The organism is Pseudomonas sp. CP4, from assembly GCF_047758505.1.
Classification (GTDB): Bacteria; Pseudomonadota; Gammaproteobacteria; order Pseudomonadales; family Pseudomonadaceae; genus Aquipseudomonas; species Aquipseudomonas fluorescens_AO.
Window position 1 is genome coordinate 3,132,274 of the sequence record NZ_CP180489.1, and the last position, 19,821, is coordinate 3,152,094.

2 protein-coding genes are annotated in these 19,821 nt (G+C 60.9%); one reads left to right on the forward strand and one right to left on the reverse strand.

Going from position 1 to position 19,821, the window contains the following annotated elements; all coding sequences use genetic code 11:
- Positions 1–2: 2 nt before the first annotated feature.
- Complete coding sequence (locus tag ACMYUN_RS13980) at positions 3–1,355, reverse strand: TolC family outer membrane protein (protein WP_039756280.1); 1,353 nt, start codon at positions 1,353–1,355, stop codon at positions 3–5.
- Between the two features lie 361 nt (positions 1,356–1,716).
- Here ACMYUN_RS13980 and ACMYUN_RS13985 point away from each other — a divergent pair, with 361 nt between their 5' ends.
- On the forward strand, positions 1,717–19,755 hold the full coding sequence (locus tag ACMYUN_RS13985) for a LapA family giant adhesin (protein WP_415760910.1): 18,039 nt from the start codon (positions 1,717–1,719) through the stop codon (positions 19,753–19,755).
- Positions 19,756–19,821 lie beyond the last annotated feature (66 nt).

A 19,821-nucleotide genomic window follows, 5' to 3' on the forward strand; every position in this document is an offset into this window, starting at 1 on the left:
ACTCAGTTCATCCCAGGCAGCTGGACCTTGGGCTTCACGTCGTTCTGCACAACGGATGCCAACGGCGCGACCACTCCCTGGCTTTTGAGCAATTGGCCCATGGTCGCCTTGATTCGATACTGAGTAAATAACTGAATGTTCTTGATTTCCGCCAGACGCCGCGAAGCAGTGAACAGTTCGTTTTCGCTGTCGAGCAAGTCCAGCAGAGTGCGTTCACCGAGACTGAATTGACGCTGGTAAGCGGTGCGCACCGAAGTGCTGTGATCGACGTATTGCTGAGCGATCGGTACCTGAGCGTTGGCGTTGTTCAGCGCGTTCCAGGCCAGGCCGAGCTCTTCGTTCAACTGCCGCAGGGCGTTGTTGCGGATGTCCAGCGCCTGGTTGGCCAGGTACGACTTGGATTCCAGATCGGCTTTGTTGCTGCCACCGGAATACAGGTTGAAACGCATGCGCAGCATGGCCTGCCATTCGTTGTTGTGGCCATTCTGGCCATCGAGATCGTTGTCGGCGGTACGCCCCAGCTCAGCGTCGAAGCGCGGGTAGAAGGTCGATTTGGCGGTGGCGAACTGCTTCTCGGCAGCGGCGATGTCCGACTCGGCGGAACGCAGGATCGGGCTGTTTTCCAGCATTTGCGCGCGGGCTTCATTGAGGTTGGCCGGCATCATCGCCATGAACGGCGCCGGACGCTCGAGCTGGTCGGGCATCTGGCCGACAGCGCTGAGGAAGTTGGTTTCCGCGTCGGCGAGGTTGGTCTGTTCGGTGATCAGGTTGTTGCGGGCTTGCGCCATACGGGCTTCGGCCTGATCAAGATCGGCACCGCTGCCGACGCCGCGCTGGGTGCGCAATTGGATCTGGTCGTAGATACGCTGGTGGCTCTTGAGGTTTTCCTCGGCCAGGCGGACGAATTCGCGACGCGTCAGCACATCCAGATAGACCTGGGCGACGGTCAGCGCGGTGCGCTCGGAAGTGCCCAGCAACGAGTAAGCACGGGAGCTGACGTTGGCTTGTTGACGCGCAACTTCGTTGGACGTCGCAAAACCGTCAAAAACCATTTGGGAGAGACGTAAACTTGACTCACTGCGGTTCAACGTTTCCCAGTGATTGCCGCCACCGTTGGCTCGGGTGGTCACGCTATCAGTACCTTCACGGCCATAACCGCCCAGCAGATCGACCTTGGGCAGGTATCCCCCTTTCGCAGCCTTCAATTGATAATCCGCCGCCAAACGACTGTTGACCCCTGCCTGAATCTCCGGATGGACATCCAGCGCCTGTTGCATGGCTTCTGGTAAGGATTGTGCTTGTACAAAAGAGGCGGCGAGAGCGAAGGGAGCGGCAAGGAGCAAAAGCGAACGCATGGTTGGAATTTTCCCGGAACTTCTTGTCTTGAATCACAGCAAAAACGTGGCGCTGCGTCGGATGATGGCAACCCGAAAGACCGTATGTCGGAAAGTCCAAAAAAGGAACTGGATGACAGGCTGAAGGACAGGTCGCCGCGGAAATATCAATGTGACATTAGTGGGGCGATTGTTTAGGATGGCTCCCATAAGGTCAATAGTTTGGCATAAAGTTAATCGCGATAATTTATAGCCAGATTATTGACGGAAATCCAGCGTCAATAAGTTATCCATTTATAGAAAGTACGTCCAGACTGAAGTGGCGCCGACGCCCGTCAGGCCCATGGAAGTCAACTGAATGTGACACCCCGGAGAGTCTTCAATGAGCAGTGTTGTTGCCGTCGTCAAAAGCATTGTCGGTCAGGTTTTCGTGGTGTCCCCAGAGGGCGTGCGTCGCGTACTCGTTGAAGGCGATCGCCTGTATGTCGGCGACCAGATCGATACCGGTCTGTCCGGCGCGGTGTCGCTGGAACTGGCCGATGGCCGCATGCTCGATCTGGGCCGCGACACCCAGTGGAGTGCCAGCTCGCCTGACTCCAGCACTGACCTGGCCGAAGCCACGGCGCAGGCTGCGCCTTCTGTAGAAGAACTGCAGCAAGCCATTGCCGCTGGTGTCGACCCGACCACCGCACTTGAATCCACTGCGGCCGGCCCGACCGCCGCAGGTACCGGTGGCGCCGCCGGTGGTGGTCACAGTTTTGTCATGCTCGACGCCACCGCTGGCCGCGTCGATCCGACCATTGGCTTTCCGACGGCGGGCATCAATTCTGCCGGCCAAGTCGCGCAGGACACCACCGGCGGCCTGACCACCGACACCACCACCAACGCGCTGCGTGACTCGACCCTGAGCCTCAGCGCCACGCCGACCATCACCGAAGCCGGCGGCGTGCTGGTGTACACCGCGACCCTGACCCAGGCGCCGCTGACCGACCTGACCATCACCCTGTCCAATGGCGCAGTGATCGTCATCCCGGCCGGCGCCACCACCGGCACCGTAAACGTGCCGCTGGCGCCGAACGACACGGTCTACAACGACCCGACCCAAATCGACGTGACCGTCACCGGCACCAGCGGCGGCAACGGAATTACCGTGACCCCGCCGACCGTCCCGGCGACCACGCAAGTGACTGACACCGTCGACACCACCACTGTTACATTGACGGCTGGCTCAAGCGTGACTGAGGGCGGTCAGATTACCTATACGGCGACGTTGACCAACCCGGCACAAACCCCGGTAACCGTCACCCTGTCGAACGGTTCGACCATTACCATCGGCGCGGGCCAGACTACCGGCACCGTCAACGTGACGACGCCGGCCAATGACGTCTATAACAATGGCAGCACTGTCAGCACCAGCATCACTGGCGCTACCGGTGGCAACTTTGAAAACCTGGTGCCGAACCCGACGCCAGTCGTTACCACGATCACCGATTCGGTCGACAACACCGGCCTGACGTTGACCGCGACCAACAACATTATTGAAGGCGGTCAGATCACCTACACCGCAACCCTGACCAACCCGGCGCAAACCCCGGTAACCGTCACCCTGTCGAACGGTTCGACCATCACCATTGCGGCTGGCGAAACCGTTGGCACCATGAACGTGCCGACGCCGGCCAATGACGTCTACAACAATGGCAGCACTGTCAGCACCACCATCACTGGCGCTACCGGTGGCAACTTCGAAAATCTGGTGCCGAACCCGACGCCAGCCGTTACCACCATCACAGATTCGGTCGACAACACCGGCCTGACCCTGACCGCGACCAACAACATCGTTGAAGGCGGTCAGATCACTTACACCGCGACCTTGACCAACCCGGCGCAAACCCCGGTAACCGTCACCCTGTCGAACGGCTCGACCATCACCATTGCGGCCGGCGAGACCGTTGGCACCGTCAACGTGCCGACTGCGGCCAATGACGTATACAACAATGGCAGCACCGTCAGCACAACGATCACTGGCGCTACCGGTGGCAATTTCGAAAACCTAGTGCCAAACACCACGCCAGCCGTTACCACGATCACTGATTCGGTCGACAACACCGGCCTGACGTTGACCGCGACCAACAACATTATTGAAGGCGGTCAGATCACCTACACCGCAACCCTGACCAACCCGGCACAAACCCCGGTAACCGTCACCCTGTCGAACGGTTCGACCATCACTATTGCTGCGGGCGAAACCGTTGGCACCGTGAACGTGCCGACTGCGGCCAACGACGTTTACAACAACGGCAGCACCGTCAGCACCACGATCACTGGCGCTACCGGTGGCAACTTTGAAAACCTGGTGCCAAACACCACGCCAGCCGTTACCACGATCACTGATTCGGTTGATAACACCGGCCTGACCCTCACTGCGACCAACAATATCGTCGAAGGCGGTCAGATCACCTACACCGCAACCCTGACCAACCCGGCGCAAACCCCGGTAACGGTCACCCTGTCGAACGGCTCGACCATCACCATTGCGGCCGGCGAGACCGTTGGCACCGTCAACGTGCCGACTGCGGCCAATGACGTTTACAACAATGGCAGCACCGTCAGCACAACGATCACTGGCGCTACCGGTGGCAATTTCGAAAACCTGGTGCCGAACGCGACGCCAGCGGTCACCACGATTACCGATTCGGTCGACAGCACCGGCCTGACCCTGACCGCGACCAACAACATCGTTGAAGGCGGTCAGATCACCTACACCGCGACCTTGACCAACCCAGCGCAAACCCCGGTAACCGTCACCCTGTCGAACGGCTCGACCATCACCATTGCGGCCGGCGAGACCGTTGGCACCGTCAACGTGCCGACTGCGGCCAATGACGTATACAACAATGGCAGCACCGTCAGCACAACGATCACTGGCGCTACCGGTGGTAATTTCGAAAACCTGGTGCCGAACGCGACGCCTGCGGTCACCACGATTACCGATTCGGTCGACAACACCGGCCTGACCCTGACCGCGACCAACAACATCGTTGAAGGCGGTCAGATCACTTACACCGCGACCTTGACCAACCCGGCGCAAACCCCGGTAACCGTCACCCTGTCGAACGGCTCGACCATCACCATTGCGGCTGGCGAAACCGTTGGCACCGTCAACGTGCCGACTGCGGCCAATGACGTGTACAACAATGGCAGCACCGTCAGCACAACGATCACTGGCGCTACCGGTGGTAATTTCGAAAACCTGGTGCCGAACACCACGCCTGCGGTGACCACCATCACCGACTCGATCGATGACACCGGACTGAGCCTCAGCGCCAGCGGTTCCGTGGCCGAAGGCGGCCAGATCACTTACACCGCGACGCTGACAAACGCAGCTGGCTCGCCAGTGACCGTGACCTTGTCGAACGGCGCTGTGATCACCATCAAAGCAGGCGAAACCACCGGCACAGCAACCGTTGCTGCACCGTCCGATGACGTCTATAAAGATGCCGGTTCCGTGCAGGCGACGATCACCAGCGCTACCGGTGGCAATTTCGAGAACCTGGTTCCAAGCACTGCGCCAGCCGTGACAACAGTCACCGACACCATCGACACTTCGACGGTCAAGCTGACCGCCGATACTTCGGTCGCTGAAGGCGGCACCGTGACTTACACCGCCACGGTTGGCGCTCCGGTCACCGGCTCGCCTGTGGTCGTGACTCTGGCTAACGGTCAGAACATCACCATCGCTGTCGGCCAGACCACTGGCTCCGTGACCTACACCGCGCCGAACGATGCCTTGACCGGCAACGCTCCGCTGACCAACTCGATCACTGGCGTAAGCGGTGGCAACTACGAAGATCTGGTGGCGGACAAAACTCCAGTGTCGACCTCCGTCACCGACGTTGCCGACACCACCAATCTGTCGCTGAGCGCGACCGCTTCCGTGGCTGAAGGCGGCCAGATTACTTACACCGCGACTTTGACCAATGCTGCTGGCTCGCCAGTGACGGTAACCTTGTCAAACGGCGCCGTCATCACCATCAAGGCAGGCGAAACCAGCGGTAATGTGACCTTCCCGGCTCCGTCCGACGACGTCTACAAAGACGCCGGTTCCGTGCAGGCCACAATCACCAGTGCCACCGGCGGCAACTTCGAGAACCTCGTCCCGAGCACCACCCCAGCGGTCACTCAAGTCACCGACACCATCGATACTTCGACGGTCAAACTGACCGCCGACACCTCGGTCGCTGAAGGCGGCACCGTCACCTACACCGCCACTGTCGGCGCACCCGTCACCGGCACGCCGGTTGTCGTGACCCTGGCCAACGGCCAGAACATCACCATCGCCGTCGGCCAGACCACCGGCAGCGTTACCGCCCCGGTATCGAATGACGTGCAGATCGGTCACGCACCGCTGACCAACTCGATCACCAACGTCAGCGGCGGCAACTACGAAAATCTAATCGCCGACAAGACTCCGGTCAGCACCACCGTGACCGACACCGTCGACACCACCAGCGTTGCGCTGACTGCCACCGGCAATGTCAACGAAGGCGGGCAGATCACCTACACCGCGACGCTGAGCAATCCGGCCGGTACGCCTGTGACCGTGAATCTGAGCAACGGCTCGGTCATCACCATTGAAGCCGGCAAGACCACCGGCACCGTGACCGTTCCGGCGCCGGCCGATGACGTCTACAAAGACGCCGGCAAAGTCGAAGTGACGATCAAGGACGCCACCGGTGGCAACTTCGAAAGCCTGGTACCCAACCCGACGCCGGCGGTGACCAATGTTGCCGACACGGTCAACACCACGCACCTGACCCTCAGCGCGGAAAGCTACGTGCTCGAAGGCTCTTCGATCACTTACACCGCAACGTTGACCAACGCCGCGCAGACGCCGGTAACCGTCAACCTGAGCAATGGCCAGACCATTACCATCGAAGCCGGCAAGACCAGCGGTTCGGTGACGATTGCCGCACCGAGCGATGACGTCTACAAGGACGTCAGCAAGCTCACCGTAACCATGACCGACGCCAGCGGCGGTAACTTCGAAAAACTCGACGTCAGCAAGACCCCGGTCAGCACGACGGTCAACGACACGGTCGACACAACCGCACTGACCCTGACCGCCAGCGATACCGTCAGCGAAGGTGGCCAGATCACCTACACCGCGACCTTGAGCAACCCGGCCGGCACTGCGATGACCGTGACCCTGGCCAACGGCGCGGTGATCAACATCGCGGCCGGTGCTACCAGCGGCTCGGTGAATTTCCCGGCGCCCGCCAACACCCCGTACATCGATGGCAGCAACGTGCGGACGGCGATCGCCAGCCACAGCGGCGGCAATTTCGAGCGCGTCGAGGCCGATCGTTCGGCTGTGGTGACCAAAGTCACCGACGCCGTCGACACCACCAACATCAGCCTCAGCGCCAGCGGTTCCGTGGCCGAAGGCGGCTCGATCGTCTACACGGCGACCCTGAGCAATCCGGCCGGCACCGCCATGAGCGTGACCCTGAGCAACGGCGCGGTAATCAACATTGCCAAGGGTGCGAGCACTGGCACTGCGACCGTCGCCGCGCCTGGCGATGACGTGTACAAGGACGCCGGCAAGGTCGATGCGAGCATCACCAAAACCAGCGGCGGTAATTTTGAAAATCTGCTGATCGACAAGACTCCTGCGGTAACTGATGTCACCGACACCGTCGACACCAGCACTGTTTCGCTGACTGCCAGCGCCAGCGCGGTAGAAGGCGGCGTGGTTGTCTACACCGCGTCGGTGACCGCACCGGTCACTGGCTCGCCAGTGCTGGTGACCCTGTCCAACGGCCAGACCATCACCATTCCGGTTGGCGCCAGCAGTGCCAGCGTCAACTTCACCGCGCCGAACGATGCACAGGCCGGCGGCAACACCCTGAGCGTGAAAATCGACGGCGCCAGCGGTGGCAATTACGAAAATCTCGTGGCTGACCAGACCCCGGCGGTGACCTCGGTGACTGACGTCGCCGACACCACCAACCTGTCGCTGTCCGCGACCGGCTCTGTGGCCGAGGGCGGTTCGATTGTCTACACCGCGACTCTGAGCAACCCGGCCGGCACGCCGGTCACCGTGAATCTGAGCAACGGCGCGGTGATCACTATCGAGGCCGGCAAAACCAGCGGCACCGTCACCGTTCCGGCACCTGCCGATGACGTCTACAAAGACGCCGGAAAAGTTGAAGTCACAATCAAGGATGCCACCGGCGGCAACTTTGAAAACCTGGTGCCGAGCACCACGCCAGCGGTTACTGATGTCACCGACACCGTCGACACCTCGACGGTCAAACTGACCGCCACCGAAACCGCGGCCGAAGGTGGCACCGTCACCTACACCGCCACCGTGGGCGCTCCGGTTACCGGTTCGCCTGTGGTCGTGACCCTGGCCAACGGTCAGAACATCACCATCGAAGTCGGCAAGACCAGCGGCAGCGTGAGCACTACCGCGCCGAACGACGTCCTCGCCGGCCACGCGCCGCTGACCAACTCGATCACCAACGTCAGCGGCGGTAACTTCGAAAACCTTGTTGCCGACCAGACCCCGGTCAGCACCACCGTGACCGACACCGTCGACACCACCAACCTGTCGCTCAGCGCGACCGGCGCGGTGAACGAAGGCGGCCAGATTACCTACACCGCAACCCTGAGCAACGCCGCCGGCACACCGGTCACCGTGACTCTTTCGAACGGTGCGACCATCCTCATCGAGGCCGGCAAAACCAGCGGCAGCGTGACGGTCGATGCTCCGAAAGACGACGTCTACAAAGACGCCGGCAGCGTTGAAGCGACCATCCAGAGCGCAACCGGCGGCAACTTCGAAAACCTCGTCACCAGCAAAGAGCCGGTGGTGACCACGGTCAACGACACCATCGACACTTCCACCGTGTCGCTGAGCGCAACCGCGAACGTTGCCGAAGGCGAAACCGTGGTCTACACCGCCACCGTGGGCGCGCCAGTGACCGGTTCGCCGGTGGTCGTGAGCCTTTCCAACGGCCAGACCATCACCATCGCTGTTGGCGAAACCACCGGCAGCGTCAACTACGTCGCGCCGAACAGCCCGCTGGCGGGCGGCAGCTCGCTGAGCGTAACCATCGACGGCGCCACCGGTGGCAACTACGAAAAACTCGTGGTCGACGGCAAGCCCGCCGACACCGTGGTATCGGACACCACCGACACCACCAACCTGAACCTGACCGCCAGCGATTCGGTCGCCGAAGGCGGCCAGATTACCTACACCGCAACGCTGACCAACCCGGCCGGCACACCGGTGACTGTGACCCTGTCGAACGGCGCCACGATCACCATCGACGCGGGTAAAACTACCGGCACCGTGACCGTCGACGCACCGAAAGACGACGTCTATAAAGATGCCGGTAAAGTAGAAGTGACCATCGAGGGTGCGACCGGCGGCAACTTCGAGAACCTTGTTCCGAGCGCGGTTCCAGCGGTGACGAATGTCACCGATACCATCGACACTTCGACGGTCAAACTGACCGCCGATACTTCGGTGGCTGAGGGCGGCACTGTCACCTACACCGCCACCGTCGGCGCTCCGGTTACCGGCTCACCAGTTGTCGTTACGCTTGCCAACGGTCAGACCATCACCATCGGCGTCGGCCAGACCACTGGCACTGCAACTGCTGTTGCTGCGAACGATGCGTTGGCCGGTAATGCTCCGATCACCAACTCGATCACTGGCGTGACCGGTGGCAATTTCGAAGATCTGGTGGCGGATAAAACTCCGGTAGCGACCGCAGTTACCGATGTTGCCGACACTACAAATCTGTCCTTGAGCGCCAGCAACTCGGTGGCTGAAGGTGGCCAGATTACGTACACCGCGACATTGACCAACGCCGCTGGTTCGCCTGTAACCGTGACTTTGTCGAACGGCGCCGTGATCACCATCAAGGCTGGCGAAACCACCGGCACCGCAACCGTTCCAGCACCGTCGGATAACATCTATAAAGACGCCGGTTCCGTACAGGCGACGATCACCAGCGCTACCGGTGGCAACTTCGAGAACCTGGTACCGAGCACTGCTCCAGCCGTGACGACTGTCACCGACACCATCGATACCTCGACCGTCAAACTGACTGCTGATACTTCGGTGGCTGAAGGCGGCACCGTGACTTACACCGCCACCGTCGGCGCGCCAGTCACCGGCTCGCCTGTGGTTGTGACTCTGGCCAATGGTCAGAACATCACTATCGCTGTTGGCCAGACTTCCGGGACTGCGACTTTCACCGCGCCGAATGATGCGTTGGCTGGTAATGCTCCACTGACCAACTCGATCACTGGCGTGACCGGCGGCAACTTCGAAGATCTGGTGGCGGACAAAACACCTGTCTCGACTTCTGTCACCGACGTTGCCGACACCACTAACCTGTCGCTGAGTGCGACCGGTTCCGTGGCCGAAGGTGGTTCGATTGTTTACACCGCTACACTGACCAACGCCGCTGGCTCGCCAGTGACCGTGACCCTGTCGAACGGTGCGGTGATCACCATCAAAGCGGGCGAAACCACCGGCACCGCAACCGTTCCTGCACCGTCCGATGACGTCTACAAAGACGCCGGTTCCGTCCAGTCGACGATCACCAGTGCCACCGGTGGTAACTTCGAAAATCTCGTGCCGAGCACCACTCCAGCGATCACTCAGGTCACTGACACCATCGACACTTCGACCGTCAAACTGACTGCTGATGCTTCGGTGGCTGAAGGCGGCACCGTGACTTACACCGCCACCGTTGGTGCTCCGGTTACCGGCTCACCAGTTGTGGTAACTCTGGCCAACGGCCAGACCATCACCATCGGCGTCGGTCAGACCACTGGCACTGCAACCGCTGTTGCTTCGAACGATGCACTGACCGGCCACGCGCCGATCACCAACGCGATCACCAACGTAACCGGCGGCAATTTCGAAAATCTGGTGGCGGATAAAACTCCGGTTTCGACTTCTGTCACTGACGTTGCCGACACCACTAACCTGTCGCTGAGTGCGACTGGCTCCGTGGCCGAAGGTGGGCAGATTACTTACACCGCGACACTGACCAACGCCGCCGGCTCACCAGTAACCGTGACCCTGTCGAACGGTGCCGTGATCACCATCAAGGCTGGCGAAACCACCGGTACTGCCACCGTTCCGGCACCGTCCGATGACGTCTACAAAGACGCCGGTTCCGTCCAGGCGACGATCACCAGCGCTACCGGTGGCAACTTCGAGAACCTTGTTCCGAGCACTGCTCCGGCCGTAACGACGGTTACCGACACCATCGACACCTCGACGGTCAAACTGACCGCCGATACTTCGGTGGCTGAAGGCGGCACCGTGACTTACACCGCCACCGTCGGCGCACCGGTTACCGGCTCGCCGGTCGTCGTGACTTTGGCCAACGGCCAGACAATCACCATCGGCGTCGGTCAGACCACTGGCACTGCTACCGCTGTTGCTGCGAACGATGCGCTGACCGGCAACGCGCCGATCACCAACTCGATCACTAACGTAACCGGCGGCAATTTCGAAAATCTGGTGGCGGATAAAACGCCTGTATCGACCGCAGTTACGGATGTTGCCGATACAACCAACCTGTCCCTGAGCGCCAGCAATTCGGTGGCTGAAGGTGGCCAAATCACCTACACCGCGACACTGACCAACGCCGCAGGCTCGCCTGTGACCGTCACCTTGTCGAACGGCGCTGTGATCACCATCAAGGCCGGTGAAACCACTGGCACCGCCACCGTTCCGGCACCGTCCGATGACGTCTACAAAGATGCCGGCTCGGTGCAGGCAACGATTAAAACCGCGACCGGTGGCAACTTCGAGAACCTCGTTCCGAGCACTACGCCAGCGATCACCCAAGTCACCGACACCATCGACACTTCGACGGTCAAACTGACCGCCGATACTTCGGTGGCTGAAGGCGGCACCGTGACTTACACCGCCACCGTCGGCGCACCGGTTACCGGCTCGCCGGTCGTCGTGACTCTGGCCAACGGCCAGACCATCACCATCGGCGTCGGTCAGACCACTGGCACTGCAACCGCTGTTGCTTCGAACGATGCACTGACCGGCCACGCGCCGATCACCAACGCGATCACCAACGTCAGCGGCGGCAACTTCGAAAATCTGGTGGCGGACAAAACGCCTGTATCGACCGCAGTTACGGATGTTGCCGACACAACCAACCTGTCCCTGAGCGCCAGCAATTCGGTGGCTGAAGGTGGCCAGATTACGTACACCGCGACATTGACCAACGCCGCTGGTTCGCCAGTGACAGTCACCTTGTCGAACGGCGCCGTGATCACCATCAAGGCCGGTGAAACCACTGGCACCGCAACCGTTCCAGCACCGTCCGATGACGTCTACAAAGATGCCGGCTCGGTGCAGGCAACGATTAAAACCGCTACCGGTGGCAACTTCGAGAACCTGGTACCAAGCACTACGCCAGCGGTTACCCAGGTCACCGACACCATCGATACTTCGACAGTCAAACTGACCGCCGATACCTCGGTGGCCGAAGGCGGTACCGTGACTTACACCGCAACCGTGGGCGCACCGGTTACCGGCTCGCCAGTGGTGGTCACTTTGGCCAACGGCCAGACCATCACCATCGGCGTCGGTCAGACCACTGGCACTGCAACCGCTGTTGCTCAGAACGATGCGCTGACCGGCAACGCGCCGATCACCAACTCGATCACTAACGTAACCGGCGGCAATTTCGAAAATCTGGTGGCGGATAAAACGCCTGTATCGACCGCAGTTACGGATGTTGCCGACACAACCAACCTGTCCCTGAGCGCCAGCAATTCGGTGGCTGAAGGTGGCCAGATTACGTACACCGCGACCCTGACCAACGCCGCTGGCTCGCCAGTGACCGTGACCCTGTCGAACGGTGCAGTGATCACCATCAAGGCTGGCGAAACCACCGGCACCGCAACCATTGCGGCACCGTCCGATGACGTCTACAAAGATGCCGGTTCCGTGCAGGCGACGATCACCAGCGCCACCGGTGGCAATTTCGAGAACCTTGTTCCGAGCACAGCTCCGGCCGTCACGACGGTCACCGACACCATCGACACTTCGACCGTCAAACTGACGGCCGATACTTCGGTAGCCGAAGGCGGCACCGTGACTTACACCGCCACCGTCGGCGCGCCGGTAACCGGTTCGCCTGTCGTGGTGACTCTGACTAACGGCCAGACCATCACCATCGGCGTCGGTCAGACCACTGGCACTGCAACCGCTGTTGCTTCGAACGATGCACTGACCGGCCACGCGCCGATCACCAATGCGATCACCAACGTCAGCGGCGGCAATTTCGAAAACCTCGTCGCCGATAAGACCCCAGTCAGCACCACCGTGACTGACACCGTCGACACCACCAATCTGACCTTGAGCGCCACCAATTCGGTTGCCGAGGGTGGCCAGATCACCTACACCGCGACATTGACCAACGCCGCTGGTTCGCCAGTGACCGTGACCTTGTCGAACGGCGCCGTCATCACCATCAAGGCTGGCGAAACCACCGGCACCGCAACCGTTGCGGCACCGTCCGATGACGTCTACAAAGATGCCGGTTCCGTGCAGGCGACGATCACCAGCGCTACCGGTGGCAACTTCGAAAACCTTGTTCCGAGCACTGCTCCGGCCGTCACGACGGTTACCGACACCATCGATACCTCGACCGTCAAACTGACCGCCGATACTTCGGTGGCTGAAGGCGGTACGGTGACTTACACCGCCAAGGTCGGTGCGCCAGTTACCGGTTCGCCGGTCGTCGTGACTTTGGCCAACGGCCAGACCATCACCATCGGCGTCGGTCAGACCACTGGCACTGCAACCGCTGTTGCTCAGAACGATGCGCTGACCGGCAACGCGCCGATCACCAACTCGATCACTAACGTAACCGGCGGCAATTTCGAAAATCTGGTGGCGGATAAAACGCCTGTATCGACCGCAGTTACGGATGTTGCCGATACAACCAACCTGTCCCTGAGCGCCAGCAATTCGGTGTCTGAAGGTGGCCAGATAACCTACACCGCGACATTGACCAACGCCGCTGGCTCGCCTGTAACCGTGACCTTGTCGAACGGCGCCGTGATCACCATCAAGGCCGGTGAAACCACTGGCACCGCAACCGTTCCAGCACCGTCCGATGACGTCTACAAAGATGCCGGCTCGGTGCAGGCAACGATTAAAACCGCGACCGGTGGCAACTTCGAGAACCTCGTTCCGAGCACTACGCCAGCGGTTACCCAGGTCACCGACACCATCGACACCTCGACCGTCAAACTGACCGCCGATACTTCGGTAGCCGAAGGCGGTACCGTGACTTACACCGCAACCGTGGGCGCACCGGTTACCGGCTCGCCAGTGGTGGTCACTTTGGCCAACGGCCAGACCATCACCATCGGCGTCGGTCAGACCACTGGCACTGCAACCGCTGTTGCTTCGAACGATGCACTTACCGGCCACGCGCCGATCACCAACGCGATCACCAACGTCAGCGGCGGCAACTTCGAAAATCTGGTTGCGGACAACACTCCGGTTTCGACTTCTGTCACCGACGTTACCGACACTACAAATCTGTCCTTGAGCGCCAGCAACTCGGTGGCTGAAGGTGGCCAGATTACGTACACCGCGACATTGACCAACGCCGCTGGTTCGCCAGTGACAGTCACCTTGTCGAACGGCGCCGTGATCACCATCAAGGCCGGTGAAACCACTGGCACCGCAACCGTTCCAGCACCGTCCGATGACGTCTACAAAGATGCCGGCTCGGTGCAGGCAACGATTAAAACCGCTACCGGTGGCAACTTCGAGAACCTGGTACCAAGCACTACGCCAGCGGTTACTCAGGTCACTGACACCATCGACACTTCGACCGTCAAATTGACCGCCGATACCTCGGTGGCCGAAGGCGGCACCGTGACTTACACCGCAACCGTGGGCGCACCGGTTACCGGCTCGCCAGTGGTGGTCACTTTGGCCAACGGCCAGACCATCACCATCGGCGTCGGTCAGACCACTGGCACTGCAACCGCTGTTGCTTCGAACGATGCACTGACCGGCCACGCGCCGATCACCAACGCGATCACCAACGTCAGCGGCGGCAACTTCGAAAATCTGGTTGCGGACAAAACTCCGGTTTCGACCGCAGTTACCGATGTTGCCGACACTACTAACCTGTCGCTGAGTGCGACTGGCTCCGTGGCCGAAGGTGGTCAGATCACTTACACCGCGACACTGACCAACGCCGCTGGCTCACCAGTGACCGTGACCCTGTCGAACGGCGCCGTGATCACCATCAAGGCTGGCGAAACCACCGGCACCGTGAACGTGGCAGCCCCGTCCGACGACGTCTACAAAGACGCCGGTTCCGTACAGGCGACGATCACCAGCGCTACCGGTGGCAACTTCGAGAGCCTGGTACCAAGCACTACGCCAGCGGTTACTCAGGTCACTGACACCATCGACACCTCGACCGTCAAACTGACCGCCGATACTTCGGTAGCCGAAGGCGGTACCGTGACTTACACCGCAACCGTCGGCGCGCCAGTTACCGGTTCGCCTGTCGTGGTGACTCTGACTAACGGCCAGACCATCACCATCGGCGTCGGTCAGACTACTGGCACGGCAACCGCTGTTGCCTCGAATGATGCACTGACCGGCCACGCGCCGATCACCAATACGATCACCAACGTCAGCGGCGGCAATTTCGAAAACCTCGTCGCCGATAAGACCCCAGTCAGCACCACCGTGACTGACACCGTCGACACCACTAACCTTTCGCTGAGTGCGACTGGTTCCGTGGCCGAAGGTGGCCAGATCACTTACACCGCGACCCTGACCAACGCCGCTGGCTCGCCTGTGACCGTGACCCTGTCGAACGGCGCCGTGATCACCATCAAGGCCGGTGAAACCACTGGCACCGCCACCGTTCCGGCACCATCCGACGACGTCTATAAAGATGCCGGTTCCGTGCAGGCAACCATCAGCAAAGCCACTGGCGGCAACTTCGAAAACCTGGTGACCAGCAGCACGCCTGCCGTGACCAGTGTTACGGACACCATCGACACCACCACCGTAAAACTGAGCGCAACCGCCACAGCGGCAGAAGGCGGCAATGTCGTCTACACCGCAACCGTCGGCGCCCCCGTCACCGGTTCGCCAGTTGTCGTAACGTTGGCCAACGGCCAGAACATCACGATCGCGGTCGGCCAGACCACCGGCACCGTAACGGCCATCGCACCGAACGATGCGCTGACCGGCAACGCGCCGATCACCAATTCGATCACTAACGTAACCGGCGGCAATTTCGAAAATCTGGTGGCGGACAAAACGCCAGTCAGCACCACCGTGACCGACACCGTCGACACCACCAGCCTGTCGCTGTCGGCAACAAACTCGGTGGCTGAAGGTGGCCAGATCACTTACACCGCGACCTTGACCAACGCCGCTGGCTCGCCAGTGACCGTAACCTTGTCTAATGGTGCCGTGATCACCATCAAGGCAGGCGAAACCACCGGCACCGTGAACGTTCCAGCGCCAGCTGACGACGTCTACAAAGACGCCGGCACCGTGCAGGCGACCATCAGCAGCGCCACCGGAGGCAGCTTCGAAAAACTGGTACCGAGCACCACGCCAGCGGTGACCAGCGTCACCGACACCGTCGACACCACCACCGTCAGCATCACCGGCAGCAGTTCGGTGACCGAAGGCCAGACCGCCAGCTATACCGTCAGCCTCAATCACCCGGCGCAGACCGAAGTGACCCTGAAAATCGTCTACAGCGGCACCGCCGCCGACGGTTCGGACTTCACTGGCGTGTACACCGTGAAGATCCCGGCGGGCGCCAGCAGCGCGCAGTTCAACGTCGCCACCCTCGATGACAAGATCACCGAAGGCACCGAGAACTTCGTGGTCAAGATCGATTCGGCTACCGGTGGCAACTTCGAGAACCTCGCGGTCAGCAGCACCAATGGCAGCGTCAGCACCTCGATCATCGATAACGATGCACCTCCGGTACTCGATCTGGATGCCAACAACTCCAGCGGTGCGACCGGTGCCGATTACAAAGTGACGTTCACCGAGAACACCCCGGGCGCCGGCGTGTCGATCGCTGACACCGACATCAGCATCACCGACCCGGACAGCACGATGCTGACCGGGGCCACCGTGGTGCTGACCAACCGTCAGGACGGCGATGCGCTGAATCTGGGCAACAGCGTCAATGGCATCACCATCAATGCCAACAGCACCAACGGCACGGTGACCCTGACCCTCTCGGGTAACGCGACCCTGGCCGACTACATGCAGGCCATCAAGAACATCAGCTTCACCAACAGCAGCGAAAACCCGAGCACCGTGCCACGCATCATCACCGTGACGGTGACCGATGGCGGCAACTACTCGAACACCGCGACGACCACGGTCAACGTGGTGGCGGTCAACGATGCACCGGTCGCCGCGCCGAGCAATGTCACCGGCACTGAAGACACGCCGCTGGTACTCGGCTGGTCGACCTTTGGCGTCAGCGATGTCGACAGCCCGGCGAGCAGCCTCGGAATCAAGATCACGCAGCTGCCGGGCGAGGGCAAACTGCAGTATCTGGACGGTTCTACCTGGAAGGATGTGGCCAACAACCAGACCTTCAGCAAGGCTGACATCGACGCTGGCAAGCTGCGTTTCCTGCCGGATGCCAACGAGTCGGGCAGCAACGGTTACGGCGGCACCGGTCTGGGCAACAATCAGGCGGATTACGCACAGATCAAGTTCCAGCCTACCGACGGCCAGGCGCTGGGCAGCACCGGCACAGTGAAGATCGACATCACGCCAGTGGCGGATGCGCCGACCGTAGCCGTGGCTGACAACAGTGTGAAATCCACCGGCCTGATCAAGGAAGTCTGGACCGGTCTGTCGGGCCTGGGCACCGACGGCAGCGGCGCGAACTCGACCACTCTGAAAAGTGTGATCGATGCGGCCGGCAAGCCGAACTCCAGCGGTAACATCACCAATGTGCAGTCCGATGGCAGCGTCGCGGCCGGTACGGCTTCGAAGACCTCTGGCCTGATCTATCTGGAAGCCGGCAAGACCTACAGCTTCAGCGGCGTGGCCGATGACAGCCTGCTGATCACCATCGGCGGCAAGAACGTGGCTTCCGGTACCTGGGGCGCGGGCGGTGCGATCAATGGTTCGTTCACCCCGACCACCAGCGGTTACTACACACTCAACATCTACCATCACAACCAGAGCGGCCCGGGCAGCTACGACGTCAACCTGTCGGTCAACGGCGGCACGCCGATCGATCTGAGCAACGCCGGCGTGCCGATCTACACCGGTGTGCAGGACCTGATCAACTCGGGCGTGACCGTCTCCGATCTGCACGGCACTAATGGCGAAGGCTATTACGACGGCTACAAGCTCAACACCGGCGCCGAAGGCACCACGGTGAAACTGTCGGCGATCAGCACCGCGCTGACCGACACCGACGGCTCGGAAACCCTGAGCGTGAAAATCAGCGGCGCGCCGGTCGGCTCGGTGCTCAGCGATGGCGCGGGTCATACCTTCACCGTTACCGCGAACAATGGCGAAGCCAACGTCACCGGCTGGAACCTCGGCTCTCTGACCGTGACTCCGCCGACCTACTACAACGGCCAGTTCAACCTGACCGTGACTTCGACGTCCACCGAACAGGTCGGCGGCTCGGCAAGCAGCAGCGCGACCATTCCGGTCACGGTAGTGCCTGCGGTGTACAACGCGGTCACCGCCACCTCGGGTGACGACAACGTCACCGGCACCGACGCCAACGACATCATCGTCGCAGACATCGGCGGCCTGACCGTGGTCCCGGGCACCAATTACAACATCGCATTCATGGTCGACAGCTCGGGCAGCATGAGCGCCTCGTCGCTGAACGCTGCGAAAGACTCGCTGACCTCGGTGTTCAACAGCCTCAAGCAAAGTCTGGGCGGCAGCAATTCGGGCACGGTGAATATCTTCCTGGTGGACTTCGATACCCAGGTCAACAAGTCGGTGTCGGTGAATCTCAACGACCCGAATGCGCTGGCGCAACTCAAAGCCGTGCTGGATTCGATGGGCTCCGGTGGCGGCACTAACTACGAGGACGTGTTCAAGACCACGGCCAACTGGTTCCAGAGTGCCGACGCGGTGGCCAACAGCGGCGCGAAAAACCTGACGTACTTCATCACTGATGGCCAGCCGACCTATTACCAGACCGGCGAGCAAACCAATCCGACGCTGTATGGCAATGTGAAGCTCGACGACGTGGTGAAAACCAGCAACTACAAGCCGGGCGACACCTTCAGCACCTACATCGACAACACTCACGCATTGACGATCAACAGTGCCGGCACCGTGACTCTGCAGACCTACAGTTCGTGGTGGGGCTGGAGCAGCAGCAATCTGGGCACCATTCACGCTCAGGGTGACGGCACTTACGAGCTGTCGAACCTGGCCGGTACCGGTAACAGCACCAACTCGTCGACCACCAGCAACTCGACCAGCGGCTTTGCCTTGTTGAGCGGATTGTCGAACGTCGAAGCCATTGGCCTGAACAACGACGTCAGCCTCAACGACCTCAAGCCGTACGACTCGGACAAAACGCCGCAAACCAACATCGATCCGAAGGATCTGGCCAACTCGATCATCGGCCATACCGAAGCGACGATGCCAGGTAACGACACCGTCAACGGCGGCGAAGGCAACGACATCCTGTTCGGCGATCTGGTCAGCTTCAACGGCATTGCCGGCGAGGGTTACCAGGCGATGCAGGCGTTCGTCGCCAAGGAAACCGGCGTCGATGTCAGCAAAGTCAGCACTAGCAACGTGCACCAGTACATCACCGAGCACTATCAGGCGTTCGATGTGTCCGGTGCGCACGATGGCAACGACACGCTGCTGGGTGGCGCAGGCAATGACATCCTGTTCGGCTCGGGTGGCACCGACCTGCTCGACGGCGGCAAAGGCAATGACATCCTGCTCGGCGGCACTGGCAACGACACGCTGATTGGCGGTCAGGGCAACGACATCCTGATTGGCGGTTCCGGTGGCGACACCTTCGTCTGGAAATCGGGCGACACCGGTAACGACGTGATCAAGGATTTCAAAGCCAGCGAAGGCGACCGCATCGACCTGCGCGACCTGTTGCAGGGCGAAACCGGCAGCACGATCGACAACTTCCTGAAGATCACCACGGTCGATGGCACGTCGTCGCTGCAAGTCAGCTCGGCGGGCAAATTCAACTCGGGCGATGCCGCTGCGGCCACGCCGGACGTGACGATCAAACTGGAAGGCAACAACTGGGCGAGCGCCAACCTGCACAACCTGATTGCCGGCAGCGATCCGACCATCAAGGTCGACCACAACAACAGCTGAGGCTGAAACCAAAACGGCCGCCTCCTGTGAGGCGGCCGTCGCGTTTGCGGGCGATGCAGCGGTGAC